Origin of the sequence: Paenibacillus solanacearum (assembly GCF_910593845.1) — a bacterium.
Lineage (GTDB): Bacteria > Bacillota > Bacilli > Paenibacillales > NBRC-103111 > Paenibacillus_G > Paenibacillus_G solanacearum.
In genome coordinates, this window is sequence record NZ_CAJVAS010000001.1 from 168,567 (window position 1) to 194,001 (window position 25,435).

The following is a 25,435-nucleotide window of genomic DNA, read 5'->3' on the forward strand; positions in this document are numbered from 1 at the left end:
ACATGGAGACGGAATCGAAGCGTTCCAAACTATATTACGGCTGGTACGTCGTCGGGATTACTTTTCTGATTTTGCTGGTGTCCGCTGGAATCAATTCGATCCCGAGCGTGTTGATGCTGTCGTTCGAGCAGGAGTTCGGCTGGGATCGTGCTGCCGTATCGGGCGCCGCCTCGATCAAAATCTTCCTATACGGCCTGATGGGGCCGTTCTCCGCCTCATTAATGGCGCGGTACGGCATACGGAAGATGGTCGTGGCTTCGCTGCTGCTGCTGGCTGCAAGCTTATCGCTGACGCCGTTCATGACGGCGGTATGGCAGTTCGATGTGCTGTGGGGCATCGCCGTCGGCCTCGGCACCGGGATGCTGGCTAACGTGCTCGGCGTGACGGTTGCCAATCGCTGGTTCGTCAAGCACCGGGGGCTTGTTGTCGGGATGCTTACGGCGAGTGCGGCGACCGGCCAGCTGCTGTTCCTGCCGCTGCTCGCCCGCATTACGGTAGAATGGGGCTGGCGGCCTGCCGTATACGCGACGATCGCGGTCATTATCGTCTTGATTCCGCTCGTGGCCGTCTGGATGCGGAATCACCCGTATGACGTCGGAGCCGCTGCGCTCGGAACGGAGGAAGTCGTCAAGCCCGCAGCGTTCCGCGGCCATTTGTTCCTCGAACCGCTGCGTGCCCTGGCTTCCGCCTCGAAGAGCGTCACCTTCTGGCTGCTGGCCGGCACCTTCTTCTTCTGCGGCTTCTCGACCAACGGGCTGATCGGTACGCATCTCATTCCCGCCTGCGGCGATTACAGCATCCCGATCGTGGCAGCGGCTTCGCTGCTGGCGCTGATGGGCGTGTTCGATCTGGTCGGCACGACGCTGTCCGGCTGGCTGTCCGACCGCTTCGACAGCCGGTGGCTGCTGTTCTGGTATTACGGCCTCCGCGGACTGTCGCTGATATTTTTGCCGACCGCACTGGGGCTCGGCTATACGCAAATGCTTATATTCGCCGTATTTTACGGGCTGGATTGGATCGCGACGGTGCCGCCGACTGTCCGAATCGCTTCGGATACGTTCGGGAAAGAACGGGCGGGCATGATCTTCGGCTGGGTCGTCGTCGCTCACCAGATTGGCGCCTCGGTTGCAGCTTACGGAGCGGGCGCCATGCGGGATCTGCTCGGCAGCTACACGGTGCCTTTCATGCTGGCTGGATTCGTATGCTTGTTCGCTTCCTTGATGGCCGTCAAAATTCAGCGCGTCCGTTCTGCCGTCCCATCCGTTAACGCATAACCGGGTTATCGTGCCGGAGCATCGGGCATGATGACGGTCAATCGGTGATGCGTGCCGGCGCGACCGGGGCGGCACGCATCGCGTGTCGACATCGCATATTCGCGTCGCATGTCAAAGACTCCGGGATGGTCCCGGAGTCTTTGAACGTTATGCCGCCGGTCATACCCGATTCTGCTCGCGGTACTTCGACGGGCTCATGTTCATGCAGCGGCTGAATACGCGGCTTAAGTAGAAGCCGTTCTCGTAGCCGCAGCGCTCGGCGATCTGCTCCAGCGTCAGATCCGTGTCCAGCAGCAGACCGGCCGCTTTCCGTATGCGCAGCGTGCGGACAAGCTCCGACGGCGTCATGTGGAACGCCTTCTGGAAGCGGCGGGTGAACTGGACGGGGCTAAGGCCGAGCCAACCCGACAGCTCCGTCATGCCGAACGGCGTGTACGCCCGGTCGTACAGCCATTTGGCCGCCCGGTTCATCAGCTCGTCTTCGGAATCGGTCAAGCCGTCGAGACCGTCCTGCTTCGATTCCGTATACCATTCGTCGCAGGCGAGCTGCCACATATCGTTGAGCATCGACTGCTTCCGCTGCAAGCTGCGCGAGTCGATGGCCAGATGAAGCTTGCGCAAGTATGCCAAATTCGACGCGAAGCGCTTGCCGTCCGTCGGCTGCGATTTGAGCGACGGCATCGGAATGTCGACACTCGGTGGCAGCGGGTCGCCAAATTCAAAGGCGACGAAATGAAGCGCCATCGGGGACAGCGCCTCACGCTCGAACCCATGGCCCGGCGGACAAAAGATAAGCTCTCCGGGGCCGACCATTCCGCTCTTCTCGCCGATCCGGTATTCGAACTCGCCGGACTCGACGGCAAATGCCACCCATGTCGGATACGTATCCGTATTCATTTTAAACCTTTCTTTTCGTTCCCAGTACGTATGGGAAACAAGCTGCAAGGTCTGATTCCATAATGGCTGCTCGTCCATCATTCACCTCGGATGCAAGTAGAAATCATGTCCATTCTGCGTGAATCATCGCATTGCCGTCGCGCTGCCGCGCGCTCCTCGGGGAGTGCGGCGAATGATCGGGCGCTCGGCCGCGATTGTCTTTATTCTCTCATATTTCGGGCGTCGTTGCAGCACTTTTGCCAAAAAACAGAGGCCCGATCCTTGAGCATCCGATCTTTGCGCGGAGCTGAATCTAGCGGCGATGGTGCGAACGGAGGCCGTAAAATCGGAAGAAGCGAGCAAAGGCGAAAGAATCGGCGGCGGGAATGCAGCCTTTACGCGCCGCCAAGAAGCCAGCCGTTGCGAAATAAAATATATACCGCTGTGCATCAATACTGTATGTTCAAGATCGGTGCGTCCCGGTATGATGAAATAGATACCAACTCGGAGGGATACCCGTGCGCCTTTCTACATCGACGAACATATTCACGGTGAATCGCAATGGCGGACCGCTGACGGATACGCTGGAGTGCATTCGGCGCTGCGCCGAAGCCGGCTTCCGCGTAATGGATATCGACTTTCGCTTCGTGCGCCATCCAGCGTTTTTTTTGACCCGGGATGATTGGGAGTGGCAATTCGAAGCGATCGGCAACGAAGCGAACAAGCTCGGGATCGAATTCTCGCAGTCTCATATGCCGTTCTACGAACCGATTCATCCGGCGGACCCGTATTATACCGATCCGCAGCTTCGCGCCTGGTTTGAAACGATGTGTGAACGCGCCTATTACGCCAGCAGCGCCTTGGGCGTTCAATGGGCTGTCGTTCACGGATTTACAGCCTACGACGGCAATGGCGCCGCCCGGTCGTCCAAAGCCTCCAAGCAGGAGACGATCGCTTATTACAGTCCGCATCTGGAGCTGGCTAAGCGGCTTGGCGTCGGCATCGCCTTTGAGAATATGTGCGATATCGTTGGCCCTGCGCCTCAGCGCCGGTATACCGCTTCCTACGAGGAGCTGATCGACCTGGTGCAATCATTTCACGACGAAGCCGTAGGCATCTGCTGGGATTTCGGACATGCGCACCGGATGAAATACGACCCGGCCGAAGCGCTCGGGCAGATCGGCAAGCTGCTCAAAGCGACGCACGTCAGCGACAACTTCGGAGAGGCGGATTCGCATCTGCTTCCGTTCATGGGAACCGTTCCGTGGGAGGATGTCATGAGGGCGCTGGGGGATATCCGCTACGAAGGCGATTTGACGCTCGAAGCGTACGGTGCGACCGATCGGTTGCCAGCGCCGCTGAAGCAGGACGCGCTCCGCTTGGCGCATGACGCGGGCCAATATTTACTTTCGCTTCAGCCGCCCCGCTTCCGGGCCAAGACGGCTCCGCGCAACAGGGGCAGAGCGGGGGCCGCCCCGATCCGGCTTGACCCTTACGCGAGTGGAACCATCAAACAGCATTCCTGATCATATAAGACAGTCGGCAACCGGATTCCGGGAGGAATCGTGGATTGCCGACTGTTTTTTTGATGTTACAGCATATGTGCGGAGCAGAAATGTACCCTGAGGAATACAAGGGGGCGGCGAATAAGAAGACCGGACCGGTCCCAGAGAAGTACAGGGAAGCACCAAGTAAAATCACATCGCTCAAATGAATGCAGGAACAACAATGAACGCAGGAATGACATTTACAAATCTATGAAAATACGATACTATGAGAGCAGCAATAATAATACAACTTACATACATGTATCGATAAAAGATTTCTACGCCCCTTCACTATCCGCAACAACAAGTCCCACATTCAGCTCAGAACTGTCCGCCTTATGCATGTCCCGCTTAACGAGTGCCTTTTCACCGCTGCATAACTGTCGATCTCAAGCCCGATCCGGTTATCCGCAGTGATGATCCGCGTACCACGACATACTCCAACAGATGCTTTCATGATGTTCTTAGTTTACATAACGAATATGAAATGGAGAGGATCGCGTTATATGAAAAGAAGTCATTGGAGAAATGCATCCATTCTGCTGTCTGCAGCCGCCTTGTCGTTGACGGCGTGTTCAGGAGCGGGCACGTCGGAAGTGAAGAGCAGTTCGGGCGGCGCAGCGCCGAAAGCTGCGGATGAGCCTGTCGAGATGGTATTTGCACAGCTGACGGGTAATTTTTCGGAAGAGTCGTTCATGCAGCTGTACGGCAACAAAATCAAAGCGAAATTCCCGAACATTACGATCAAGTATGTCGTGTTGAAAAACGAGCAGCATTTGAAGGAGCTGCTCTCGATCAAGCAGCCGTTCGATATCGTCATTGGCTCGGTCGGGACGACGCCGTCCTATTTGCTGGCCTCCGAGCTCGAAACGGACATCAGCGACCAAATCAAGCTGCAAAAGTATGATTTGAACCGGCTGGAGCCGACCTCTGTCGAAATTCAGCGGCAAATGGCAAACGGGGGCATTTACGGCCTGCCCATCAGCACGAGCTCGGCCACCTTATACTATAACAAAGACATCTTCGACCGATTCGGCATCCCTTATCCGAAAGACGGGATGAAGTGGGACGAGCTGTACGATCTGGCGAAGCGGATGACCCGTAACGAGGGTGGCGTTCAGTACAAGGGACTCACCATGTCGTTCAATCACTTGATGTTGATGAATCAATCCGGCGCCGTATCGATTGATCCGAAGACGAATAAGGCGAATTTTACGAGCGATACGTTCAGACAAGCCTTCGAAAATTTGGCCCGTTTCTACCAAATACCGGGCAATGGCGTTCCCAACAACAAATATGCGCTCGCTTCCCAGACCGATTCGTTCTACAAGGACAAGACGTCGGCGATGGTCATGACGACGAGCGGCAGCGGCTCGTCGCTGTTCAAGGACGCAGTCAACTGGGACGTCGTTCAGATTCCGTTCCTGCCGGACAAACCGGGCGTTGGACCGCAAAGCTACCCGGGATACATGTACATGACGAAGCTGACAAAAAACCGCGAGATGGCGTTCCGGGTGCTGGCGTACGCGACGAGCGACGAGTGGCAGCTCGACAGCATCAAGACCGGCAACGGGCCGATTCTAAGGGACCCGAGTATTATGAAACAATTCGGAACCGACGTGCCGGTGCTCAAAGGGAAAAATATACGCTCCCTGTATCCGCAAGCGTTCGCCGCTCCGACGCCGAAAGGGAAATACCAGAATATCGCCGACGTGGAGATGCTGAGCGCGTTGAACGATGTGCTCAGCGGAACGGATGTCAACACGGCCTTGAAGCAGGCGGCGGAGCGCGTCAACAAAAAGATCGAAGAGCAGGGCAGCTAAGCGGGCAAGCTCATGCGGGGCAGCAGCCTGCGTACCTCGTTCGTTGCGAACCGGGGGGCGCGGGCTTGTTCGCGTGGCGAAGCCGGGAGAAGCGTGCGGCTTTACAAAAATATAGGGATCGTTTGCCGCAAAATCCGGAAGATCGATCTTGTAAATAGGGGCATGTTATTGTACTCTGATGATAATAAATCAAATTGATTAAATAAATGGCCACTGCGATAAACATCACGTGACATCGATCTGAATTGGAGCTCTTGTTCAATTTATCGCTGTACGCGCAGCAGCCATTAAGGAGGAAGGTCGGCAATGAAACAGTATATTCGAAAGCACGGGCTCAAAGCGGCCGGTGCGGTCACGATCGGCGCGCTATTGATCACAGCCGCCTGCGCCAAGGTCAACCCGGAGCCCGTACCGGCGGCAGCTCCCGCGGCGCAGGAGGCGAAGAAGCAAGAGGCGCCGCTGCGGACAGGCGAGGTGTTCGACAAGGAGAAATATAAAGGCCAGTTGACGATTCGCTATTTCGATCTGAAGGACCAGAAGGTCGGGACGGGGGACAGTATCCTGATCACAAGTCCCGAAGGGAAGACGATGCTGATCGATGCGGGGATCGCGGATTCCGGCTGGCAGGTCGTCCGCTATCTGGACCAGCTCGGCATCGATACGCTTGATATTGCGCTCAATACGCATCCGCATTCCGACCACATCGGCGGTTATGCGGAAATATTGAAGAAGAAGGACGCCAAAGCATTTTATATGGAGAACCTGCCGTTCCCGTCATCCGGCGCTTACCGCAATGCGATGGCCCAGGTCGAGAAGAAGAAAATTCCGGTCACGATGCTGGAGGAGGGCGATACGTTCGAGCTGGGGAAGGAATTGAAGTTCGAAGTGTTCAGTCCGAAGAAAGGTGCGCTGCCGGCGGCGGTTACGAATTATGATGCGACTACGCTCAATTTCTTCTCGCTCGTGATCAAGATGACGTATCGGGACAACACGTTCCTGTTCCCGGCGGACATTTACAAGGACAAGGAGATGGAGCTCGTGACGCTGCATGGCAAAAAATTCGATACCGATTTCGTGCATGCTCCCCACCATGGCAGCTCGACTTCTTCTTCATCGACGTTCATCGACGCCGTAACGCCGAAGGTTGCCGTGATCAGCATGAATTTGTTCAACCGCGGCGAAGTGCTGAAGGCTTACGAGAAGAAGGGCGCAGCCGTGTACGCAACGGGCTTGAACGGCAACATCCTGATCACGTCGGATGGCAGCCATATGAAGGTGATCGCCGAGAAGGACCGGCCTGCCGTAAAATAGCGCTTGTTCCGCGCTTCTCCCGGCAGAAGCTTTAGTCCAGCCTCCCGAGCCTCCTATGCAACATCCATACAGCCTATTATACGTCCACATCTTTTCCAACGCGCGCCAATCCCAGGTGCGCGTTGCAACGCTGCGCGGCGGTCGGTCGAACCCCACGCGCGCCGGTCATTTTGCTATGAGCAAATCGTCAGTCGGCTGTCAGCCACCGTCGATTGCATGATTTGCGCTATTAGGCGAATATAATGAGGTACAATCGACAAGGCAGGTGGGAACGGGCATGAACTTACAGGAGTTGGCTTCAACCGTAGTGTTTTGCGGCATCCGCGGCGATGAACGGACGGAAATAACCGGCATCCAGATGGATTCCAGGAAGGTGGCTCCCGGGGATTTGTTCGTATGCATTCGCGGCCGTACGTTCGACGGGCATCTTTACGCACAGGAAGCGGTGGCACGGGGAGCTGCTGCGCTGCTGGTCGAGCGCGAGGTGGACGCTGCGATTCCGCAGATTGTCGTCAGCAACGCCAGAGACGCGATGGCGAGAGTGTCCAGTCATTTCTTCGACTATCCGAGCCGCGAGATGCGTGTCATCGGCGTGACCGGCACGAACGGCAAGACGACGTCGACCTATATGATCGAGCAAGTGCTTCGGGACGCCGGCTTCGCCACGGGAGTCATGGGCACGATCGGCATTCGCATCAAGGGCGAAGCCGTGGATGCAGAGCAGCAGTTCGGCGGCATCCATACGACGCTGGAGTCGGTCGATCTGCAGCGGTATTTCCGCAAAATGAGAGAGGCGGGAACGGACTACTGTCTGATGGAAGTCGCGAGTATCGCCTTGCAATCCGGCAGAGTAAAAGGGATCGATTTTCGAACGGCGCTGTTCACGAATTTGACGCAGGACCATCTGGACGACCATGACTCGATGGAAAAGTATAAAGCGGCCAAAGGGCTGCTGTTCTCCCGGCTCGGCAACGCTTACGGCCCGGAAGCCCGCGATGCGAGTTATGCCGTGCTGAATGCGGACGATGCCGCGTCTGCGGAATATGCGGGCTTAACGGCTGCGCAGGTGATCACGTACGGTGTTGAGAAGGAAGCGGACATTAAGGCAAGCCAGCTGAGCGTAACTCCGCAAGGGACTCGATTTCATGTGACGACGCCGGTCGGCTCGACCTATGTATCGATGAAGCTGTTCGGGAAGTTCAATGTGTACAACGCCTTGGGAGCGATCGCCAGCTGTCTGCTGGAAGGGCTGACGCTGGAGCAAGTGCAGCGGAGTCTGGAACGGCTCGATGGGATCGCCGGCCGGATGGAACCGGTCGATGCAGGGCAGCCGTTTCTTGTGCTGGTCGATTATGCGCATACGCCCGACGGCCTCGATAACGCGCTGTCCGCGATCAAACAATTCGCGCAAGGGAAGGTGATCGCCGTCTTTGGCTGCGGAGGCGACCGGGACCGCACGAAGCGGCCGGTCATGGGGGCGGTTGCTGCCAGGCATAGCGACTATGTCATTCTGACATCGGATAACCCGCGCTCGGAGAACCCGGAAGCGATCATGGACGATGTCGAAGCGGGACTGGTCAAAGCAGGCTGCGGCCCCGACCGGTACGAGCGGATCGCGGATCGCGCGGCGGCCATTCAGCGTGCGGTGCAGCGGGCGCAGCCAGGCGATGTGGTGCTCATTGCCGGGAAAGGACACGAGACGTATCAGATCGCAGGCGGGACGACCGTTCACTTCGATGACCGGGACATTGCCCGCGAAGCGATTGACCGGCTCCCCGGAAGCTAGGAGATCGCAGATTTGGCACGGTTGCGTTTCTGCGAAGGGTATGGTAAAGTATGCATAATTTGAAATGGAACGGAGGGTTACGTGTGATCGATTATTCCCGATTGAGAAAGCGATGCAAATAATTGCGCTTGCTGGCTCTGTGTCTGCAGAGCGATCGGGATTGGTTTGTCTTCACACGGATAACCCCAAGGGTAACACATAGGGCGAGAAAGGCTGTTCCTGTACGAATCGGGAACGGTCGGTCTCTGTTCCTGTGATTTCCATTGAACGGGGCGGGACATTCCTTTTTTTCGGTTGCGATCGGCACAGGCGGCGAGACGTCTGTGTCTTTTTTATTTTAATTTTGGAAAAGGAGCGAATGTTCTTATGACAATACAGCAGCAAGACGATAATGTAACGCACGCTGCCGAGATGGCGGCCGCTGCCCGCGCGCACGGACTGATGCTGCAGGCGGAGCGAATGGAGATCAACGAATCCGGGATGGACTTTCGGGTCGCGTTTGCAACCGATGACGACGGGACCGCATGGGTACTGCGCAAGCCGAGACGCGCCGATGTATGGGAGCGGGCGGTCAATGAGCGGAAGGTGCTCGCGCTCGTGAGCGGGCGCCTTCCGGTTCAAGTGCCCGATTGGCGTATCTTCACGCCGGAGCTGATCGCGTATCCGCTGCTTGGCGGCCGGCCGGTCGCGACCGTGGACGCAGCAGCCGGAGGCTACGCCTGGCTGTACGAACCGGAGTCGCTGACGGACGCGTTCTTTGATTCGCTCGCAGATGCGCTGGCGGCGCTGCACGGCATCGATCATCAGGCAGCGGGAGAAGCCGGCGCTCGCATTCGAAGTCCGCGCGAGGCGCGTGACGCTTTTGCCGCGAACATCGAAGAAATCCGGGGCAGCTTCGTCATTCCCGAGCCGCTTGCGGCGCGGTGGGAGGCGTGGCTGACCACAGATTCGTACTGGCCCGGGCATTCGGCGCTCATCCACGGCGACTTGCATCCACCGCATATTCTCGTGGATGAAACGCAGCGCGTGACCGGATTGATTGACTGGACCGAAGCGGAAGTCGCCGATCCGGGCAAAGACTTCGTCATTTACTACGCGCTGTTCGGCGACGAAGGGCTGCGCGATTTGCTGGGCCGATATGAACGGGCCGGAGGCATCGTGTGGCCCCGAATGCATGAGCATATCGCCGAGCAATGGGCGGCTTATCCGGCGCTGGTCGCGAAGTTCGCGCTCATGACCGGAAAAGAGGCCGATATGGAGATGGCCAAAGGGATGATCGCGAGCTGGAGCGCACAATAGCCAGAAGCGACTGTCCGAAAGCAAGGACGATAGGGACCGCGCAAGCCGGCGGTCTTTTCGCTTGCTGCAGACATGCGGCGAGAGCAAAATGCAGGCTGCAAATGGTAGCTGTAACGATCAAATCAATGGTATAATCATCCAAATCCTGGATATAAAAGAGGTTCGCAGAACGTAGGAGGAGAGAAGGCTAGTGGAAATACGAAAGTTAGCAAGGCAGGAACAACCGCCGATGGAGCTGCTGCTGCTTGCAGATCCGTCGCAGCAACTGGTCGAGCAGTATATGAAGCGAGGGGAATGTTATGTGGCGGAGGCGGACGGCGCCGTTGTCGGCGTGTACGTGCTGCTGCCGACAAGGCCGGATACGGCGGAAATCGTCAATGTGGCGGTTCATGAGCTTTATCAAGGCCAAGGCATAGGCAAGCGGCTGGTGAACCACGCCATTCAGACGGCGAAGGCGCAAGGGTGCAAGACAGTCGAGATCGGCACCGGCAATTCCGGCGTAGGGCAGCTGGCGCTTTATCAAAAATGCGGGTTCCGCATCACCGGCGTCGACCGGGATTTTTTCCTGCGGCATTACGATGAACCGATCTACGAGAACGGCATACAGGTTGTGGACATGGTGCGTTTATCGCAGGACATTTGAGAAGGGAAAGCGAGAAGAAAGCACGGCTGGACGCCTTTCCATGTCGAAGGAGGTACGTACGAAAAAATTTTTACACAAGATGGCCCGTCGTCTGGAAGCGACGGCGAGCCGTCCAGCTTCATTGTTCAACCGGGATGCTTTTGCTTCATCCTTATCTCAGCGATTCGGGCTCCACCTCCACGGAAGCACCGATGATTTATCGTTTTCTCCTCCCTGACTGCCCTCTGTAGGCATCATTTTTTACACATTTTGCGATATTGAAGAGGTGTGTAGTTGGATGTCTTTTTGAACAATTTACCGAAATGCGCCAAATCCTGGAATCCGATCTTCTCCGCTATGAAGCTTACCTTCCATTTGGTTTCCCGCAGCAGCTTTTGCGCCGCTTTTATCCTAACCGTCGACAAGTACTCAACGAACGTAAATCCGGTTGTTTTCTTAAACAATCTGCTCAAATAGAAGGGACTTATATGGAACTGCTTGGCTAGCGATGCGAGCGTTAGCGGACTCTCGTAATTTTCGTTTATGTACCGGATCATGCTTGAAATTTTTTGGTGCATCGGGGTGACGTAATGAGAGGATTTGTTCATCGTATCCCTGTTTAGCCGCAAGCTGGTAACCAGCAATTCAATCAAAGCTGCTTTAATGAGCGTATCGAATCCTTTTTCTTTTTTGCGGTACTCGCTGTTGATTCGGTACAGCAATTCCTCGACTCTTTTCTGAACAGTCAAAGGCAAGGCGATGACGGAGGTATGTGTCGCAAAAGGCGAATGCTCGTCATCCACCCATGCACCGTTCTCGCCCAAAAACTCTTTGCTGAAATGCACCACAATTCTTTCATGATAAAGCACGGAAGTATTTGTCGCCCTATGGATTTCATAAGGACGAATAAACACCAGATCCCCCGGCGTAATCTTATATGTTTTATTGCCGATTAAATAATTGCGCTCCCCCGAAATCAAATAGTAGATCTCGTACATTTCATGATAATGTGGACGGCGCATTTCCTCAGAGCTTACAACATTTTCCTCAGGGTAAAACTCTATTCCTGCCAGCGGGAATGTCTGGTATCTCAAATCGCTTGTCGATTCCATGGATAGCCTCCTCCATATTCCGTTTAAACTGTAGCAAGAAGTTAGAGCAAAGTAAACCGCTTTCTTTGTTAAAAAGGCAAGATTAAAGGCAGAAACCATGGCAAATATATTCTATACTTGGCTTGTGGGATAAACGAAAACCACGATATAGGGAATTAACTTCACTGTAATCACGAGTTTTGGGGATGAAAAAGCAGCATATTTTGGTAAGGGGGGGGACTATACTCAATGAATATGCATTATGGAAGAAAGTGGGCCTTAACGGGTGTGAGCGTATGCATGATCGCAAGCATGATGACGATGGCGGGATGCAGCGGAGCTAAGGGGACTGACGAACAGCCTGCCGATAAAGTGGTCGAAAAGGCTGCCGATACGACACCGGTTACCTTACGGGTATTTATGCAGCAAGCCTTCACCGATCAGCAGGTGAACGATATATGGCTTGAGCCGTTGAAGAAAAAATATCCGCATATTTCATTGGAAATCCAAAGACCCGGAAAAGGCGTCACACTCGATTCGTTGATGATGTCCGGCGAGACTCCCGATATCATCTTCGCGTTTAACGGCATATTGCCCACCTATGATTTGAGTGATCTGCTCATGGATATGTCGCCGTTGATCAAGAAGCATGCTATCGATTTGCAGCGCTTCGATCCGCCGGTTATGCAATCCATCCAATCGATCTCCAAGGAAGGGGGCATTGTTGCGCTGCCTTTTAGCCAGCAATTTACCGCCTTATACTATAATAAGACATTGTTTGACCGGTTTGGCGTTGCATATCCGAAGGACGGCATGCTATGGGAGGATGCCATTGCGCTGGCCAAACTGCTGTCCCGTTCGGATGGGAATATGACCTATGCCGGACTGGATGTGCAGACGGTCTCCAGAGTGGCTCGACCGCTGGCCGCGCTTCTAGTCGACGGAAGAACGGATAAGCCGTCCGTAGACACCGAAGCCTGGCGGAAAGCATTCGACTTGGTTCGCACGGTATACACCATTCCGAATAATGAGCGCCCCCAAACCACCAATTCTTATGACCGATTCATGAAGGATAAAACGTTGGCTATGCTGGCTACCGTCAATATATTGGATCTCGGGCTGGAGGACGCCATGAAGCAAGGGCTGGATTGGGATATCGCCCAATACCCAAGTTACAAGGAAGCTCCGAATGTCGCTACGATTGTGGACAGCCACGTATTCTCGATTACAAAAACAAGCAAGCATCAGGACGCGGCCATGCTTGCGTTGAAAGTGTTTACATCCGATGAGGTGCAGTTGAAAACGACGAGGACGTTGGGCCGATTAACGATATTGAAAGATACCGGCATCAAACAACAGCTCGGGATGGATATGCCGTTTCTGAAGGGCAAGCATATGGAGGCCATCACCAAGAGCAAGATTATCGCATCTCCCGTATTCTCCCGGTTCGAATTCGGAGCCAACAGCACCGCATTGACGGATGCCATGTATGAGTACATCAATGGCAAGGATCTTAACACAACGATCCGGGAGCTGGGGGAGAAGATCAACAGCAACATAGCCGCGCAAAAATAAGAATGGAGTGATCGATATGACAGAATCGATATTATTCGCGACAGACAGCTACATGCGCAACTTGCGCGAGAACACAGTCCGGGAATTTGATTATAAGCAGGCTTTGGACAGCGGTGATTGGAAGCGCTGGCAGCAGTCGTTCCGCGAACGTCTCGCAGAATTGACAGGGCTCGCCTCTCTCAGGGAGTATACCCGTGACCTGCCGTTATCCCCAAGAACGACAGAAACGGTTCGATTTCCAGGCTATCGCAGGGAGAAAACGTATATCACTACCGAGCCCGGGGTAGAAATTCCATTCTATTTGCTGATTCCGGAGAACGGCACCGGTCCTTTCCCGCTCGTGCTGACGCCTCACGGCCATGGCAAACGAGGTAAGGAAACGTATGTGGGTAATTATTCCAGCGACAGTGAGCGCGAGCAAGCTGAGGCAGGAGAACGCGACGTTGCGCTGCAGGCGGTTATGGAAGGATATGCCGTTATCGCCATGGACGTTCGGGGATTTTGGGAAATGTCCAGGGATGAGGAGTTTTCCACGAAGAAAGCGGGTTCCTGCGACGAGCTGCAGAAGCGCGCCTTCATGTATGGAAGGACGCTGATCGGAGAACGGGTGCACGATATGGGCAGATTGATCGATTACGCCTCCGCTCACCCGGATATCGATACCAGCCGTATGGTCATTACCGGCAATTCGGGAGGCGGTACGGTATCGTTCTTTACGGCCGCATTAGATGAACGTATTTCGGTTTGTGTGCCGAGTTCATGCTTCTGTACGTATCCTGGGTCCGTCATGAAGGTGCCGCACTGTCACTGCAATTTTATCCCCGGCATTATGAAGCTCGGAGACATGTATGATATTGCGGGTTTAATCGCGCCCCGGCCGCTATTGTTCGTTCACGGAATTCTCGATCAGGATTTTCCGATTGAGCATACCCGCGAAGCTTTTGCGCATGCGAGGATCATTTACGAAGCTATTGACCGCAAGTTAACCGATTGTTGTGAGCTGTATGAAGGTAACGGCGGGCACCGATATTACAAGGAACGCGTATGGCCGTTCGTCCGCCAGCATCTAACCTCAGGTAAAGGCGGGGATCGTTTCTTAGAATCGCCATGAAAAAAGACATCTAAATCCCATCAAGTAGAGCGCAAAATTCAATACGTATCTTTAATTCCACGGGGAAGTACAACATAATACACGGAAACCAGCTGTTGTTCGGAACGACGATTCCTACTTCCAATGGAATTACCGATGGCGGTACCGGCACGTCCGTGCAGAACAACGTCTTCTTTGAACCTATGTAATTATGGTGCTTGAAACGCGTTTGCTTCAACACTGTTTGAGATGCGTTGCTGTCCTTAAGACGCAGACGATCCGAATTGATCGTATTATGGCGGGCACCCGGTCTCACGAGAGGCGACATTATAAAGGAGGACACCTATGAAGAAGAAAGCGCGCAAACCCGTCATCGCGGTAACCGCTTGGATTGACGAAGAGTCGACGCAGCTGAAGCGGGATAATACGGAATCCGTCCTCCGGGCGGGAGCCATCCCCCTTATTGTGCCGTATATAGAGGAGCAGTCGGATATTGCACAAATATGCGATATGACGGACGGGCTTCTGCTTGTCGGAGGCAAGGACATCGATCCGGGCTATTACGGGGAGGACCCGCTGCCAGGCCTGGGGGCGTTGTCGCCGGACCGCGACCGGCTGGAGCTTATGCTGACCCGCGTATTCCTGAATGCCGACAAGCCGATATTCGCCATATGTCGGGGGCATCAACTGTTGAATGTGGCCGCCGGCGGCACGCTGTTCCAAGATATCGGCAGACAGATCGACGGAGCGCATCTTCATAAGCAGGATGCGCCACGGTCGCATCTGTTCCACCGCATATCGATTGCTCCAGGCACGTTGCTCGAGAATGCAGCCGGTACGCGCGAATGCAAGGTGAACAGCTTCCACCATCAGGCAGTGAAAGTCGTTGCGCCGGGCTTCCGCGCTAGCGCATGGGCTTCCGACGGAATCGTGGAAGGCATCGAGAGCGAGAGTCACCGTTACGTGTTGGGTGTGCAGTGGCATCCCGAAAATACGTCTTCAAGCGACGCCGTATCCTACCGGCTATTCGAACGATTTGTGGAAGCGGCGAAACAAAAATAAGTTTTGATCATCGGTAGGAGGAAAACAAAATGTCAGTTCGTAAAAAATATGCACTCGTTGGTACGGGTGGCCGTGCCAGCTTCTTTTATGAAGCGATTGCCAAAGAGTTCGCTGCTTCAAGCGAGCTCGTCGCATTTTGCGATCTGAACCAAACACGGATGGATTTCGCTAACAAGCAACTGGGAAAATTCGGGGTTGCACCCCTGCCTACGTATAGATCGCATGAGTTTGACCGAATGATCGAGGAAACGAAGCCGGAAATCGTGATCGTGACCACCATTGACCGGACGCATCACACCTATATTATCCGCGCGATGGAGCTCGGCTGTGACGTTATTTCCGAGAAGCCGATGACGGTAGACGAAGTGAAATGCCAGGATATTTTGGATGCGGTCAAAAGAACGGGCCGTCATCTGCGTGTGACGTTCAATTACCGCTACTCGCCTCATAATACGAAAATCCGCGAGTTGATTGATGACGGGGCTATCGGTAACGTGCATGCCGTACATTTCGAGTGGCTGCTAAATACGGACCATGGAGCCGACTACTTCCGCCGTTGGCACCGCGACAAGCGCAACAGCGGGGGGCTGCTCGTGCATAAATCGACGCACCATTTCGACCTCGTCAATTTCTGGTTGAATACAAAGCCGGAAACGGTATATGCACTTGGCGATTTGATGTTCTACGGCAGGGAAAACGCAGAAAAACGCGGCGTTACCGAATTTTACTCTCGAGCACACGGCAGCGAATACGCAAAGAATGATCCGTTTGCGCTGCATCTGGATAAGGGGAAACTGAAGTCGATGTACCTGGATGCGGAGAAAGAGGATGGCTACTACCGTGATCAAAGTGTGTTCGGGGATGGCATCAGCATTGAGGATACGTTGGGGGTTATGGTTAAATACCGTAACGGCACCATTTTAACTTATTCGCTTCATGCCTATGCTCCTTGGGAGGGTTTCCGCGTAGTATTTAACGGCAGCAAGGGCCGTATTGAAATGAATGTTGTCGAATCGTCTTACGTGAATTCAGGCGGTGATCAGGCGCTGGAAGGAGCGATTAAAGGAAAAAGCATCATAGTGCATCCGACGTTCAGCGCACCATATGAAGTCCAAGTGGAACAACAAACGGGCGGACATGGCGGAGGAGACCCTGTACTGTTAAATGATTTGTTCGGTGTGCCCGAATATGATCGTTTCAATCGTGCAGCTTCACACATGGACGGAGCAATGTCGATACTAACAGGGGTCGCGGGCAATCATTCGATGAAGACGGGTCAAGCGGTTAAGGTGGCTGAACTGGTTAGATTTTAGCGGCTGATTCGAGGCTGGTGTGCGGTCCAACGCTGCCCCACTTCAATACCCACTTCTCCATTTCCTTGAGCGCCGCCTGGAAATCCATTCCTTTTTCCGTTAACGAATATTGTACCGTTACCGGTACGGTGGGGAATACTTCCCGGAGTACGATGCCGTTCTGTTCCAGATGCCGCAGCGTATCGGTCAGCGACTGGGTTTTGATGACTTTGACGCTTCGCTGCAGCTGCTTGAACCGCTGCGGGCCTTTGCACAGCTCGTCGATAACCAGAAAAGCCCACTTGGCACCGAGAATTTGCAGCACTTCACAAATATTCGAGCCTGTCGGGTGTTCCTCGTGGGAAAGGGTACTCATAAATGAAACCTCCTTACTAAAATATAGTTGAACAAAACAGGGAAGCAATCCCTGAAAATAGGTCTGCTTCCATTATTATTGCAGCTTCCGGCGAATGTCAACCGGGCAGCAGCTTTGGATAAATCACTAATCGCAGAAAAGAGGCTAAAACATATGCAGATGAGACATTGGACATTAGCGGATGATCTGGCTCAGCTGGAGCTCGGCGAATCGGGAGCCAGACTGGGGCAATGGCGCGGCGAAGCTGCGCTATATATTGAAGATTTCCTTACGCATCCCGTGCTCGTTCGAGATTACGCGCCGCCGGATTGCTACCGGCTTCGAGCGGATATTGCGATTCCCGGCCCGAACGGATTTGCCGGTCTCGTCTTCGGGGTCCGGGACGAGCAGAATTATGAGCTCGTCTACATCTCGCCGTCAACCGCGGCGAGCATCGGAGACATTCAGTACGATCCGGTCATGAACGGCTCCACCACATGGCAAATTTATAACGGTCCCCGTTATCAAGCCAAAGCGCCGGTGCCGCCGGGCGAATGGGTATCGCTGACGCTGGAAGTTCGCAAAGACAGCGTCGCGATAGGCGTCGGCGACCATACGGCGCCGCAGCTCGTCGTATCAAAGCTGCAGCACGGCCCGGCCAAGGGCAGCGTAGGCTTGTGGGCCAATCTGCCCGCATACATACGCGGCTTGATGATCGAGCCGCTGCAGCCTGTGCCTCATGAGCAACGGCCTCAGCCGAGCGATCAAGATGCCGGCGCGTCCCTGTTGACGGAATGGCTCGTTTCCGAACCTTACGTGCCGGCTGCATCGGCCGGACCGCTGCCATGCTTGGCAAGAGCGGCTGCGGAGGAGAATGGTACCGTCAACCTGAACAGGCTGTATCCGCTCGGCGAGAAGGGGACGGCGGTGATGGCGGAATGCACGCTGGAGCTGTCCGAGGAATGCGAATCCGTGCTGTCATTCGGCTTCAGCGACCATATGCGCTTATGGGTTAACGAGGCGGAAGTGTACAAGGGAGAGTGGAAGTGGGGGCCGCCGGCAAGCGACGGGCGGATTCGCCCCGAACATGCGGACGTTTCGGTCCGCTGGCAGGCGGGGCGCAATACGGTTCGCGCCGAAATTACGAACCTGGAAGGCAAGTTCGGCTGGGGATTTTGCGTAAGAACGGGTTTGCCCCGCGTTACAGCAGCATCGAAATAAGAGTCACCGGTTAGTACCATCGCGAGCACGCGGTGGTTTTTTTCATATGATCCCTTATTTCATCGTACCGAGCGGCACATCGAATACGTTCCAGAACAAGGCGGTGGCGCAAAGCGACAAGAGCCATGCCCAGAGCGGATGCTTGTAATGGAGCCGCAGCATCGGGAACGTCAGCAGGTTGATTGCCACAGACCACCATATGTTCCAGCCGTGATGATGGGATATGCCCTTCCACGTATGCAGCGTCAGTAATTCGATCAGCGTAAAGAACAGCGCCCAGCTGAATATGTACAGGGCCTGCTTTCGGAGTCCGGACGGGTAATGCCCCAGATAAATCAGGACAGTCGCGGGAAACGAAATAAAATCGAGCGTAAACGAGATGAACGTATGATTCGGCAAGAGTGCCTTATCGAAGGAAGTGTGAAATTCCCACAGCGTATAATGGTAAGTTAAGACGCTGTGCACCAGATCGATCACAATCCAGAACAAGATGGTGCTGTAGTAGGCTTTCCAATTTTTCCAATCGCCCCATTTATAGCCCGCGAAGGCAAAAGCGAGCGCATATAACGAATTCATGAAGCAGCCCCTTCCGATGCGATAAGCCATACCATGCTATTATTTACAGTTACTAACAGAAATAACAACAAAATCGTGAGTTCGAAACCGAACCTTTTCGCTGGAATCATTTTTACAGAAGAAGGAAATAGTAAGTACGATGTCGGAAGGAGGCTGTGTTCATGAAATTAACGCCCGAACAGAGGGTTACGCTGCATGGCTTTAATAATTTGACGAAATCATTAAGCTTCAATATGTATGACATCTGTTATACAAAAACGAAAGAAGAACGGGAAGCTTACATCGAATATATTGACGAACAATACAATGCGGACAGGCTGACCACGATTTTGAAGCATGTGGCGGACATTATCGGCGCGCATGTGCTAAATGTCGCCAAGCAGGACTACGTGCCGCAAGGCGCAAGCGTGACCATGCTCGTCTCGGAAGGCCCGATCGTCGAAGTGCCGACGGAGTCTTACGACGAGTCGCCCGGTCCGCTCCCGGATGCGGTCGTCCTTGCGCTGGACAAGAGCCATATTACCGTTCATACGTATCCCGAATATCACCCGGATGAAGGCATCAGCACGTTCCGGGCGGACATCGACGTATCGACCTGCGGGGAAATATCGCCGCTCAAGGCGCTGAATTATTTGATTCGTTCGTTCGACACGGACATCATGACGATGGATTACCGCGTCCGCGGCTTTACGCGGGACATTAGCGGCCACAAGCTGTTTATCGATCACGAGATCGGCTCGATCCAGAATTACATCCCCGACGAGATCAAAGAAATGTATCAGATGATAGACGTCAACGTATATCAGGAAAATATTTTCCATACCAAGTGCAAGCTGAAAGCGTTCGATTTGAATAACTATTTGTTCGGCTATACGAAGGAAAAGTTGAGCGACGAAGAGCAGCGCAATATCGAGGAGAGTCTCAAGTGGGAGATGGATGAAATTTTTTACGGGAAAAATATCGCCTATTAACGGATACCGCGGCGCAATGGGGAGGCGGGCGTGTCCTGATGCGGGCGCGCCATCGCGTTCCATTGCCGCAGCGAAGCCGCATAGGGCGGAGAGGAAAGGGAACACTACTCTATCATGACAGGTGGGAGGTGCCCTGATGGTCGTATGGATTACGATATGTATCGCCCTCAGTATCGCCGTACTGTCGACGGTTCGGATGCTGCGTACGGCGTTCCGGCCGCTGGAAACGCTGCTGTACTATATGGTCATTACCGTTGCCATTGAGCAGACCCACTCGGCGATCATCGATAATTTGAAGCTGATCCGATTTTCGGAAAGCGTTTCCGCTTTCTTTTGCTTCAAGCTCAATCAGATCATTATTTTTCCGGTCGTGACGCTATGGCTGCTGCATTCGTTTTTCGCCGTGTCCGGTCGTGTTCTGCGGAAAGCGCTGTTTGCTATCGCCTGGTTTTTGGCCATGTCCGGTGCTTACTATTTATTCGATAAGCTCGGCATATTTGAGTTGAAGGGCTGGCACATGCTGTATTCGCTTGCTTATTGGCTGACGGTGTTGACGGAATCGTTTTGTTTTGTATGGTGGTTTCGAAAGCTGCTGCGAAAGAGAGAACGCGATGATTCTGTATCCGCCTGAACGGTTTGATGCTAACGAATGGTTCATCCTGATCTCCGTCGTGCTGGTGTTCACCGTTTCGTTTTTGCTGCCCCGACGGCTGTCGGCGGTGGATATTACGGCAACGGTTGTCTTTAATCTGTATTTATCGCAATCGGTCGATTCGATGATTGCCGTGGCGCCGTTCGATTTGTACGATGTGAGCGACTCGTCCAAATACGAAATGCTCGATATCGTCATTTATTTTTTCTTGTATCCCCCGGTGGCCTATCTGTTTCTGCACTTTTATGACAGGATGGAGAAGAGCGCGGGCCGTCTCGTCTTGTACGTACTGGGTTGGTCGCTGTTCACGACGTTCCTGGAATGGCTGTCCGTCCAGTATCGCGTGTTCACGTACAAGGGCTGGCACCTGGCCTTTTCGCCTCTGGTCTATATCGGAGTCTACGTGCTGAACATCCTGGTACTCCATCTCACAAGGCATTGGACTCCCGGCCTTAAACAGAGCCCGGCGCGGAAGTCTTCGCGTTAGCTGCGTTTCTCGGCGGCGATGCCGGCTCCCGCACCGGGCAGCATGTTCATAAACGCCTGCAAGGCGCTGCTGACGAACGAATCTTTTCGCGTGATGAATTCGGTTTTCATGTGGCGGTACGCCGGCTCAACCTCGAAGGAACGAATCAATCCGTCCGCCTCTTGCTTGCCAATCACTGCTTTGGGCAGCAGCGATATGCCAAGCCCTGCCGATACGCCGCCGACGATCGCTTCCAGCGTGCCGAATTCCATAATGACCGACTGTGACAAGCCGTTAGCCAGCAGCCAAGCTTCCAGCAGCTCCCTGTATGTACAACCCGGAGTAAAGACAAGCACTGGCCGTTTGACGGCTTCCTCCAAGCTGGCGACCGAGGACGCCGCAGCAATGACAAGCTCTTCTTCGAATGCCGGCACGGACTGCAGTTCCGGGTGACGGCACTCGCATCCGATAAAAGCGCCGTCCAGCTCATAACGCAGCACCTGCTCCATTAAAAATTGCGTATGTCCCGTCGCAATCGACAGCCGCACGTTCGAGTACTGCGCATAGTAGGCAGTGAGCAGCTTGGGCAGGCGAACGGCGGCGGCCGTCTGGGTGGACCCGATCATCAGCGGACCCGACGGCGTCTCGGAAGAAGCAATCGCCTTGGTCGCCTCGTCCAGCAAGCCGATAATTTTGTCGGCGTAGCCAAGCAGCGTTTTGCCGCTGGAAGACAGCGTCATGCCGCGGTTATGGCGGTGAAAGAGCACCGTGCCGAGCTCCGATTCGAGCTGCTGTACCCGTGCAGTCACATTAGACTGAACATAGCCAAGCCGCATCGCGGCCTTCGTAATCGAGCCTTCGCGGGCAACCGCTTGAAAGACGCGCAAATCTGTACTTTCCATCGAATAAGCCTCCGTTCTCTCTACTATCATTTATAGTGATATCCAACATCAATAACAATCATTATACATAAATGCAAGCCTCCGTTACAATAAGGCTCATACCTGCACGGGAAACGGAGGGATTTGCCAGATGCGTAAAACCAAGTATATCGTTCTGATTTTGTTTACGACCTTCCTCATGGGCATCGCTTTCCCGTTAGGGAAAATCGGCATACGGTATGCGCCGCCGTTTTTTCTGATGGGGATCCGCTTTGTTATAGCCGGCGTGCTGCTCGCTTTGCTCGTCCGGAGGAAGCAGCGGCCCCGCGGAGCGAGGCAATGGCTGCAAGCGGCAGCTATCGGCGTGTTCCAATCGGCCGGCGTCATGGGCTGCGCGTATTACAGCATGCGCTGGATTACTTCAGGGGAATCGTCGATCATTACCTGCTCGAACCCGCTCATCGTCATCGTGCTGACCCGTCTGCTTGGCGGCGCGGCTTACAGCGGCCGGCAATGGGCTGGGGCGGTTATCGGCTTCCTCGGGGTCGCAGTCGCATTCGGCTTCCATCTCGGACTGCAGCCAGGCACGTTCATCGGGCTGGCCGGTGCGTTCTGCTTCGCCGCTGCGACGCTGCTGATCAAGCGGTGGGGCGCGGTATTCGATATGTCCGTGCTGGCCGCATATCAGATGCTGGCCGGCGGACTCGCGCTGCTGCTGCTGAGCGCGCTGACGGAGCATCCGCATTTTACGGTGAACGCGGTATCCGTAACGGTGCTGCTGTGTCTGGTGGTCATGTGCTCGATCGTTCAGTTTACAGTCTGGTTTTCCTTGCTTCGCAGCGGAGATCCGTCGAAGACAAGCGCATTCCTGTTTCTGGTGCCGCTGTTCGGCGTGCTGTCCGGATGGCTGCTGCTCGGCGAGCAGGTGAACCAGTTTGTTGGCTGGGGCGGCTTGCTCGTGTGCGCCGGCATCTTTCTCGTGAATTGGGAAGGCAATCGCAAGGCTCATAAGCCAGCTGCAAGGGAAATCGCCTTTAAATAGTAAGAAAAGGAACAAGGGAGAGAGTTGCGATGGACATGAAGCAAAGCGTGGCGCTGGTGACAGGCGGAGGCACGGGGATCGGCCGTGCGGTCTCGATGCTGCTGGCAGAACGGGGAGTCTGCGTTGCGGTGAATTATTCGCGGTCCAAGGCGGACGCGGAGGATACGGTGCAGCGTATTATAGCAATGGGAGGGACCGCATTTGCGGTTCAAGCCGACGTCTCGCGCGACATGGAGGTGCGCGCCATGGTCGACGCCGTCGCAGAGCGATTCGGCGCGATCGATATGCTGGTCAACAACGCCAGCATGAGCAGACATATCCCGCTGGACGATCTGGATTCCGCCACCGATGACGTATGGGACGAACTGTTCGCGGTGAATGTCAAGGGCATGTTCCACTGCGCCCGCGCCGCGGCTCCGTATATGAAGAATAGGAAGCAGGGCGCCATCGTAAACGTCGGCAGCATTGCAGGGCTGACCGGCTCCGGCTCCTCGCTGCCCTATGCCGTATCCAAAGCGGCGGTCCACGGGTTGACCAAGTCGCTGGCCCGCGCGCTGGCGCCGGATATTCGCGTCAACAGCGTCGTGCCGGGAGCCGTGGCGACCCGATGGTGGGAGGGGAAGGAAGCGCAGATGGAGCGCTTGGTCGGCCATGTGCCGCTGCAGCGTATTTCAACGCCGGAAGAGATCGCGCAGATGATTAGTGCCGTATTGATACAGCCGTCGATGACCGGGCAGATGATCATTGTGGACGGCGGGCAGACGATGTGACGAATCGGCGGGCAGCGAGCCGCATGAGTGTAAATATCAGGCAAAGGCGTCATGCGAACTGCCGGTGAGGCGCCATATGCGTCCTCCGCAACCGTTCGCTCAATTCAAGCTTCTGGGTTTATATCGTATATGGATCGGGCATGCGCATTCCCGGTCACGCGCCACCGCAAGGTGTTTCCAGGCCGGAGCGGCATGCCCTTCGCTTGCATATGCCTATCCCCTCAAGTAATCGATAAAAATACGCTTCAGCAGAGCAAGCTGGCGATCCGATTCCATGTCCGATTCAAGCAGCAAAATATTTTTTTGCAGCGACAGCTGCTTGGAGAACAGACCGAACGCATTGATCAGCGTCGTGAGCGTCTCTCTGACCGGTAGACCGGCGCGAATCGAGCCGTCTTCCAACCCGTCTTGGATGATGGTCGCATACTCGTCCGAAATGCGGCGATTCAGCAGGTTGAACTGCAAAATATCGTCGAGCGGCTCCGTGCAGTGGGAGGCATAGCTTTCGAAATCGACCATGAACTTGATCCGCGGATGGTCATGGTCTTCGATGAAAAAGTCGAATAACCGATCGAGCTTGTCCAGACTGGTCAGCGGGAGGTCCGCAATGTGCCGAAACCGCTCATAAATCGGTTCGAGCAGCCGGACGGCGACGGCGACGATCAGCTTCTCCTTTTTCGGAAAATAGCGGAACAATGTGGCGATGCCGATGCCTGCGCTCTTGGCGATATCCTGCATCGTCGTTTTTTCAATTCCTTTATCGGTAAAAACGCGCTCGGCCGCGTCAAGAATCAGCTGCAGCCGCTGGAGTTTGCCGTCTGACCGTTCCTTCTCGTATCTCGATTTCGGATCCATAGGTTCCCTTTCGCCTTCGGTAAAGGATAATTGTCGGTGATGATAAGTATTATATCGGCCGGCTATGCCATATTCAAGAAACGTTTGAGTTCCGTATATCGCGGTGATATAATTACTATCATAATGATACGATAACTATCATGACTTAATTGTCTAATGATTATCCTATGTATCACACATTTGATTTCAAAGGAGATATGACCTATGGGCCGTCTGGCGAACAAGGTTGCGATCGTTACAGGAGCAGGGAGCGGGATGGGGCGCGAAGAAGCGCTGTTGTTTGCGCAAGAAGGCGCGGCTGTCGTCGCTACCGATATTAATGAAGCGGCGGTGCAAGCGGTCGCCGAACAAATCGAGGCGCGCGGCGGACGAGCCGCTGCTTACCAGCACAACGTCGCGCTTGAGGAAGACTGGACGAGGGTCGTCCAGGACGCGGTGCGCGCTTTCGGGAAAGTGGACATATTGGTTAATAACGCTGGTATTTCGCTTGCGACGGGCTTGCTGGAGACGACGCTGGAGCAGTGGAACAAGGTCATGAACATTAATTTGACGAGCGTCTTCCTCGGCATGAAGTATGTGATTCCGCATATGCAGGCGGCTGGAGGCGGCTCGATCGTCAACATTTCCTCGATCGCGGGGCTGACGGGAAGCAGCGGCGCAGGAGCTTACACTGCGTCCAAGGGCGGCGTTCGCATGCTGAGTAAGGCCGCGGCAGTCGATTTCGGCCAAGACCGCATTCGCGTCAACTCGGTCCACCCCGGCTTTATCGAAACGCCGATGAGCGAGCAGTTCGTGAACAATGAACAAATGCTGCAATGGTTTTTGTCGCAGACGGCGCTGCCGCGCGTGGGACGGGCGTCGGAGGTTGCGGAGGCGGTGCTGTTCCTTGCTTCGGACGAATCCGCATATATAACCGGCGTTGAGCTGCCGGTGGATGGCGGCGTCACGGCCAAATAATGTAATTTCATAAGGAACTTGTTGACTCCATTCCTTGGATC

General features: G+C 54.6%; 24 protein-coding genes. 18 read left to right on the forward strand and 6 right to left on the reverse strand.

Annotated features, from left to right (window positions below; translation table 11 throughout):
* The first annotated feature begins 2 nt into the window (after positions 1-2).
* Positions 3-1,274, forward strand: a complete 1,272-nt coding sequence (locus tag KXG62_RS00665) for an MFS transporter (RefSeq protein ID WP_218089970.1) — start codon at positions 3-5, stop codon at positions 1,272-1,274.
* Between the two features lie 159 nt (positions 1,275-1,433).
* Here the strand turns inward: KXG62_RS00665 and KXG62_RS00670 are convergent, their stop codons facing one another.
* Positions 1,434-2,171: a helix-turn-helix domain-containing protein gene (locus KXG62_RS00670; protein ID WP_218089971.1), complete on the reverse strand. Its 738-nt coding sequence runs from the start codon at positions 2,169-2,171 to the stop codon at positions 1,434-1,436.
* Positions 2,172-2,668: 497 nt separating this feature from the next.
* On the opposite strand from KXG62_RS00670, the gene KXG62_RS00675 reads away from it, so the two are divergent.
* The 6 genes from KXG62_RS00675 (at position 2,669) to KXG62_RS00700 (ending at position 10,559) form a co-directional block, all read left to right on the forward strand.
* A complete protein-coding gene (locus tag KXG62_RS00675; protein WP_218089972.1) occupies positions 2,669-3,676 on the forward strand; it encodes a sugar phosphate isomerase/epimerase family protein in 1,008 nt (335 codons plus the stop codon).
* Between the two features lie 527 nt (positions 3,677-4,203).
* A complete protein-coding gene (locus KXG62_RS00680; protein WP_218089973.1) occupies positions 4,204-5,520 on the forward strand; it encodes an ABC transporter substrate-binding protein in 1,317 nt (438 codons plus the stop codon).
* A 306-nt stretch (positions 5,521-5,826) separates the two neighbouring features.
* Positions 5,827-6,831: a ComEC/Rec2 family competence protein gene (locus KXG62_RS00685; RefSeq protein WP_218089974.1), complete on the forward strand. Its 1,005-nt coding sequence runs from the start codon at positions 5,827-5,829 to the stop codon at positions 6,829-6,831.
* A gap of 277 nt (positions 6,832-7,108) precedes the next feature.
* Positions 7,109-8,617, forward strand: coding sequence for a UDP-N-acetylmuramoyl-L-alanyl-D-glutamate--2,6-diaminopimelate ligase (locus KXG62_RS00690; protein WP_218089975.1), 1,509 nt, complete (start codon positions 7,109-7,111; stop codon positions 8,615-8,617).
* Positions 8,618-8,983: 366 nt separating this feature from the next.
* Positions 8,984-9,916, forward strand: coding sequence for a macrolide 2'-phosphotransferase (locus KXG62_RS00695; protein WP_218089976.1), 933 nt, complete (start codon positions 8,984-8,986; stop codon positions 9,914-9,916).
* 190 nt (positions 9,917-10,106) lie between these two features.
* A complete protein-coding gene (locus KXG62_RS00700) occupies positions 10,107-10,559 on the forward strand; it encodes a GNAT family N-acetyltransferase (RefSeq protein ID WP_218089977.1) in 453 nt (150 codons plus the stop codon).
* A gap of 233 nt (positions 10,560-10,792) precedes the next feature.
* Here the strand turns inward: KXG62_RS00700 and KXG62_RS00705 are convergent, their stop codons facing one another.
* Positions 10,793-11,749: an AraC family transcriptional regulator gene (locus KXG62_RS00705; RefSeq protein ID WP_218089978.1), complete on the reverse strand. Its 957-nt coding sequence runs from the start codon at positions 11,747-11,749 to the stop codon at positions 10,793-10,795.
* 129 nt (positions 11,750-11,878) lie between these two features.
* Here KXG62_RS00705 and KXG62_RS00710 point away from each other — a divergent pair, with 129 nt between their 5' ends.
* From KXG62_RS00710 to KXG62_RS00725, 4 genes are all read left to right on the forward strand, one after another.
* Positions 11,879-13,204 carry an ABC transporter substrate-binding protein gene (locus KXG62_RS00710; protein ID WP_218089979.1) on the forward strand — a complete coding sequence of 442 codons (1,326 nt, stop codon included), beginning with the start codon at positions 11,879-11,881 and terminating at the stop codon, positions 13,202-13,204.
* Positions 13,205-13,220: 16 nt separating this feature from the next.
* Positions 13,221-14,315 carry an alpha/beta hydrolase family protein gene (locus KXG62_RS00715; RefSeq protein ID WP_218089980.1) on the forward strand — a complete coding sequence of 365 codons (1,095 nt, stop codon included), beginning with the start codon at positions 13,221-13,223 and terminating at the stop codon, positions 14,313-14,315.
* Positions 14,316-14,639: 324 nt separating this feature from the next.
* Entirely contained in the window at positions 14,640-15,356 is a 717-nt protein-coding gene (locus KXG62_RS00720; protein WP_218089981.1) for a gamma-glutamyl-gamma-aminobutyrate hydrolase family protein, read from the forward strand.
* A gap of 29 nt (positions 15,357-15,385) precedes the next feature.
* A complete protein-coding gene (locus KXG62_RS00725; protein ID WP_218089982.1) occupies positions 15,386-16,669 on the forward strand; it encodes a Gfo/Idh/MocA family protein in 1,284 nt (427 codons plus the stop codon).
* Here KXG62_RS00725 and KXG62_RS00730 read toward each other — a convergent pair.
* Positions 16,659-17,024, reverse strand: a complete 366-nt coding sequence (locus tag KXG62_RS00730; RefSeq protein ID WP_218089983.1) for a winged helix-turn-helix transcriptional regulator — start codon at positions 17,022-17,024, stop codon at positions 16,659-16,661. The genes KXG62_RS00725 and KXG62_RS00730 overlap by 11 nt on opposite strands.
* A gap of 153 nt (positions 17,025-17,177) precedes the next feature.
* On the opposite strand from KXG62_RS00730, the gene KXG62_RS00735 reads away from it, so the two are divergent.
* A complete protein-coding gene (locus tag KXG62_RS00735) occupies positions 17,178-18,224 on the forward strand; it encodes a DUF1080 domain-containing protein (protein WP_218089984.1) in 1,047 nt (348 codons plus the stop codon).
* A gap of 54 nt (positions 18,225-18,278) precedes the next feature.
* Here the strand turns inward: KXG62_RS00735 and KXG62_RS00740 are convergent, their stop codons facing one another.
* Positions 18,279-18,800 carry a CBO0543 family protein gene (locus KXG62_RS00740; RefSeq protein ID WP_218089985.1) on the reverse strand — a complete coding sequence of 174 codons (522 nt, stop codon included), beginning with the start codon at positions 18,798-18,800 and terminating at the stop codon, positions 18,279-18,281.
* A 161-nt stretch (positions 18,801-18,961) separates the two neighbouring features.
* On the opposite strand from KXG62_RS00740, the gene speD reads away from it, so the two are divergent.
* From speD to KXG62_RS00755, 3 genes are all read left to right on the forward strand, one after another.
* On the forward strand, positions 18,962-19,771 hold the full coding sequence (speD, locus tag KXG62_RS00745; protein WP_218089986.1) for an adenosylmethionine decarboxylase: 810 nt from the start codon (positions 18,962-18,964) through the stop codon (positions 19,769-19,771).
* 136 nt (positions 19,772-19,907) lie between these two features.
* Positions 19,908-20,402 (forward strand): hypothetical protein, encoded by a 495-nt coding sequence (locus KXG62_RS00750; protein ID WP_218089987.1) that lies wholly within the window; start codon positions 19,908-19,910, stop codon positions 20,400-20,402.
* The gene (locus KXG62_RS00755; protein WP_218089988.1) at positions 20,383-20,910 is read left to right on the forward strand and encodes a CBO0543 family protein; all 528 of its coding nucleotides are present in this window, start codon (positions 20,383-20,385) and stop codon (positions 20,908-20,910) included. Before KXG62_RS00750 ends, KXG62_RS00755 begins: the two co-directional genes overlap by 20 nt.
* Here KXG62_RS00755 and KXG62_RS00760 read toward each other — a convergent pair.
* A complete protein-coding gene (locus KXG62_RS00760) occupies positions 20,907-21,791 on the reverse strand; it encodes a LysR family transcriptional regulator (protein WP_218089989.1) in 885 nt (294 codons plus the stop codon). The two genes, KXG62_RS00755 and KXG62_RS00760, sit on opposite strands and share 4 nt — an antisense overlap.
* Positions 21,792-21,921: 130 nt before the next feature.
* On the opposite strand from KXG62_RS00760, the gene KXG62_RS00765 reads away from it, so the two are divergent.
* Entirely contained in the window at positions 21,922-22,812 is an 891-nt protein-coding gene (locus KXG62_RS00765) for a DMT family transporter (RefSeq protein WP_218089990.1), read from the forward strand.
* Positions 22,813-22,841: 29 nt separating this feature from the next.
* The gene (locus KXG62_RS00770; RefSeq protein WP_218089991.1) at positions 22,842-23,582 is read left to right on the forward strand and encodes an SDR family NAD(P)-dependent oxidoreductase; all 741 of its coding nucleotides are present in this window, start codon (positions 22,842-22,844) and stop codon (positions 23,580-23,582) included.
* 213 nt (positions 23,583-23,795) lie between these two features.
* Here KXG62_RS00770 and KXG62_RS00775 read toward each other — a convergent pair whose 3' ends face one another.
* On the reverse strand, positions 23,796-24,437 hold the full coding sequence (locus KXG62_RS00775) for a TetR/AcrR family transcriptional regulator (protein ID WP_218089992.1): 642 nt from the start codon (positions 24,435-24,437) through the stop codon (positions 23,796-23,798).
* Between the two features lie 204 nt (positions 24,438-24,641).
* Here KXG62_RS00775 and KXG62_RS00780 point away from each other — a divergent pair, with 204 nt between their 5' ends.
* Entirely contained in the window at positions 24,642-25,394 is a 753-nt protein-coding gene (locus tag KXG62_RS00780; RefSeq protein WP_218089993.1) for an SDR family NAD(P)-dependent oxidoreductase, read from the forward strand.
* The last annotated feature ends 41 nt before the right edge of the window (positions 25,395-25,435 follow it).

Coding starts and splice junctions, on each gene's coding strand:
- KXG62_RS00670 (WP_218089971.1), bottom strand. CDS start 2,171: ATGAATACGGATACGTATCCGACATGGGTGGCATTTGCCGTCGAGTCC.
- KXG62_RS00695 (WP_218089976.1), top strand. CDS start 8,984: ATGACAATACAGCAGCAAGACGATAATGTAACGCACGCTGCCGAGATG.
- KXG62_RS00685 (WP_218089974.1), top strand. CDS start 5,827: ATGAAACAGTATATTCGAAAGCACGGGCTCAAAGCGGCCGGTGCGGTC.
- KXG62_RS00755 (WP_218089988.1), top strand. CDS start 20,383: ATGATTCTGTATCCGCCTGAACGGTTTGATGCTAACGAATGGTTCATC.
- KXG62_RS00730 (WP_218089983.1), bottom strand. CDS start 17,024: ATGAGTACCCTTTCCCACGAGGAACACCCGACAGGCTCGAATATTTGT.
- KXG62_RS00770 (WP_218089991.1), top strand. CDS start 22,842: ATGGACATGAAGCAAAGCGTGGCGCTGGTGACAGGCGGAGGCACGGGG.
- KXG62_RS00710 (WP_218089979.1), top strand. CDS start 11,879: ATGAATATGCATTATGGAAGAAAGTGGGCCTTAACGGGTGTGAGCGTA.
- KXG62_RS00775 (WP_218089992.1), bottom strand. CDS start 24,437: ATGGATCCGAAATCGAGATACGAGAAGGAACGGTCAGACGGCAAACTC.
- KXG62_RS00780 (WP_218089993.1), top strand. CDS start 24,642: ATGGGCCGTCTGGCGAACAAGGTTGCGATCGTTACAGGAGCAGGGAGC.
- speD (WP_218089986.1), top strand. CDS start 18,962: ATGAAATTAACGCCCGAACAGAGGGTTACGCTGCATGGCTTTAATAAT.
- KXG62_RS00705 (WP_218089978.1), bottom strand. CDS start 11,749: ATGGTTTCTGCCTTTAATCTTGCCTTTTTAACAAAGAAAGCGGTTTAC.
- KXG62_RS00690 (WP_218089975.1), top strand. CDS start 7,109: ATGAACTTACAGGAGTTGGCTTCAACCGTAGTGTTTTGCGGCATCCGC.
- KXG62_RS00735 (WP_218089984.1), top strand. CDS start 17,178: ATGCAGATGAGACATTGGACATTAGCGGATGATCTGGCTCAGCTGGAG.
- KXG62_RS00720 (WP_218089981.1), top strand. CDS start 14,640: ATGAAGAAGAAAGCGCGCAAACCCGTCATCGCGGTAACCGCTTGGATT.
- KXG62_RS00725 (WP_218089982.1), top strand. CDS start 15,386: ATGTCAGTTCGTAAAAAATATGCACTCGTTGGTACGGGTGGCCGTGCC.
- KXG62_RS00715 (WP_218089980.1), top strand. CDS start 13,221: ATGACAGAATCGATATTATTCGCGACAGACAGCTACATGCGCAACTTG.
- KXG62_RS00765 (WP_218089990.1), top strand. CDS start 21,922: ATGCGTAAAACCAAGTATATCGTTCTGATTTTGTTTACGACCTTCCTC.
- KXG62_RS00750 (WP_218089987.1), top strand. CDS start 19,908: ATGGTCGTATGGATTACGATATGTATCGCCCTCAGTATCGCCGTACTG.
- KXG62_RS00680 (WP_218089973.1), top strand. CDS start 4,204: ATGAAAAGAAGTCATTGGAGAAATGCATCCATTCTGCTGTCTGCAGCC.
- KXG62_RS00760 (WP_218089989.1), bottom strand. CDS start 21,791: ATGGAAAGTACAGATTTGCGCGTCTTTCAAGCGGTTGCCCGCGAAGGC.
- KXG62_RS00740 (WP_218089985.1), bottom strand. CDS start 18,800: ATGAATTCGTTATATGCGCTCGCTTTTGCCTTCGCGGGCTATAAATGG.
- KXG62_RS00665 (WP_218089970.1), top strand. CDS start 3: ATGGAGACGGAATCGAAGCGTTCCAAACTATATTACGGCTGGTACGTC.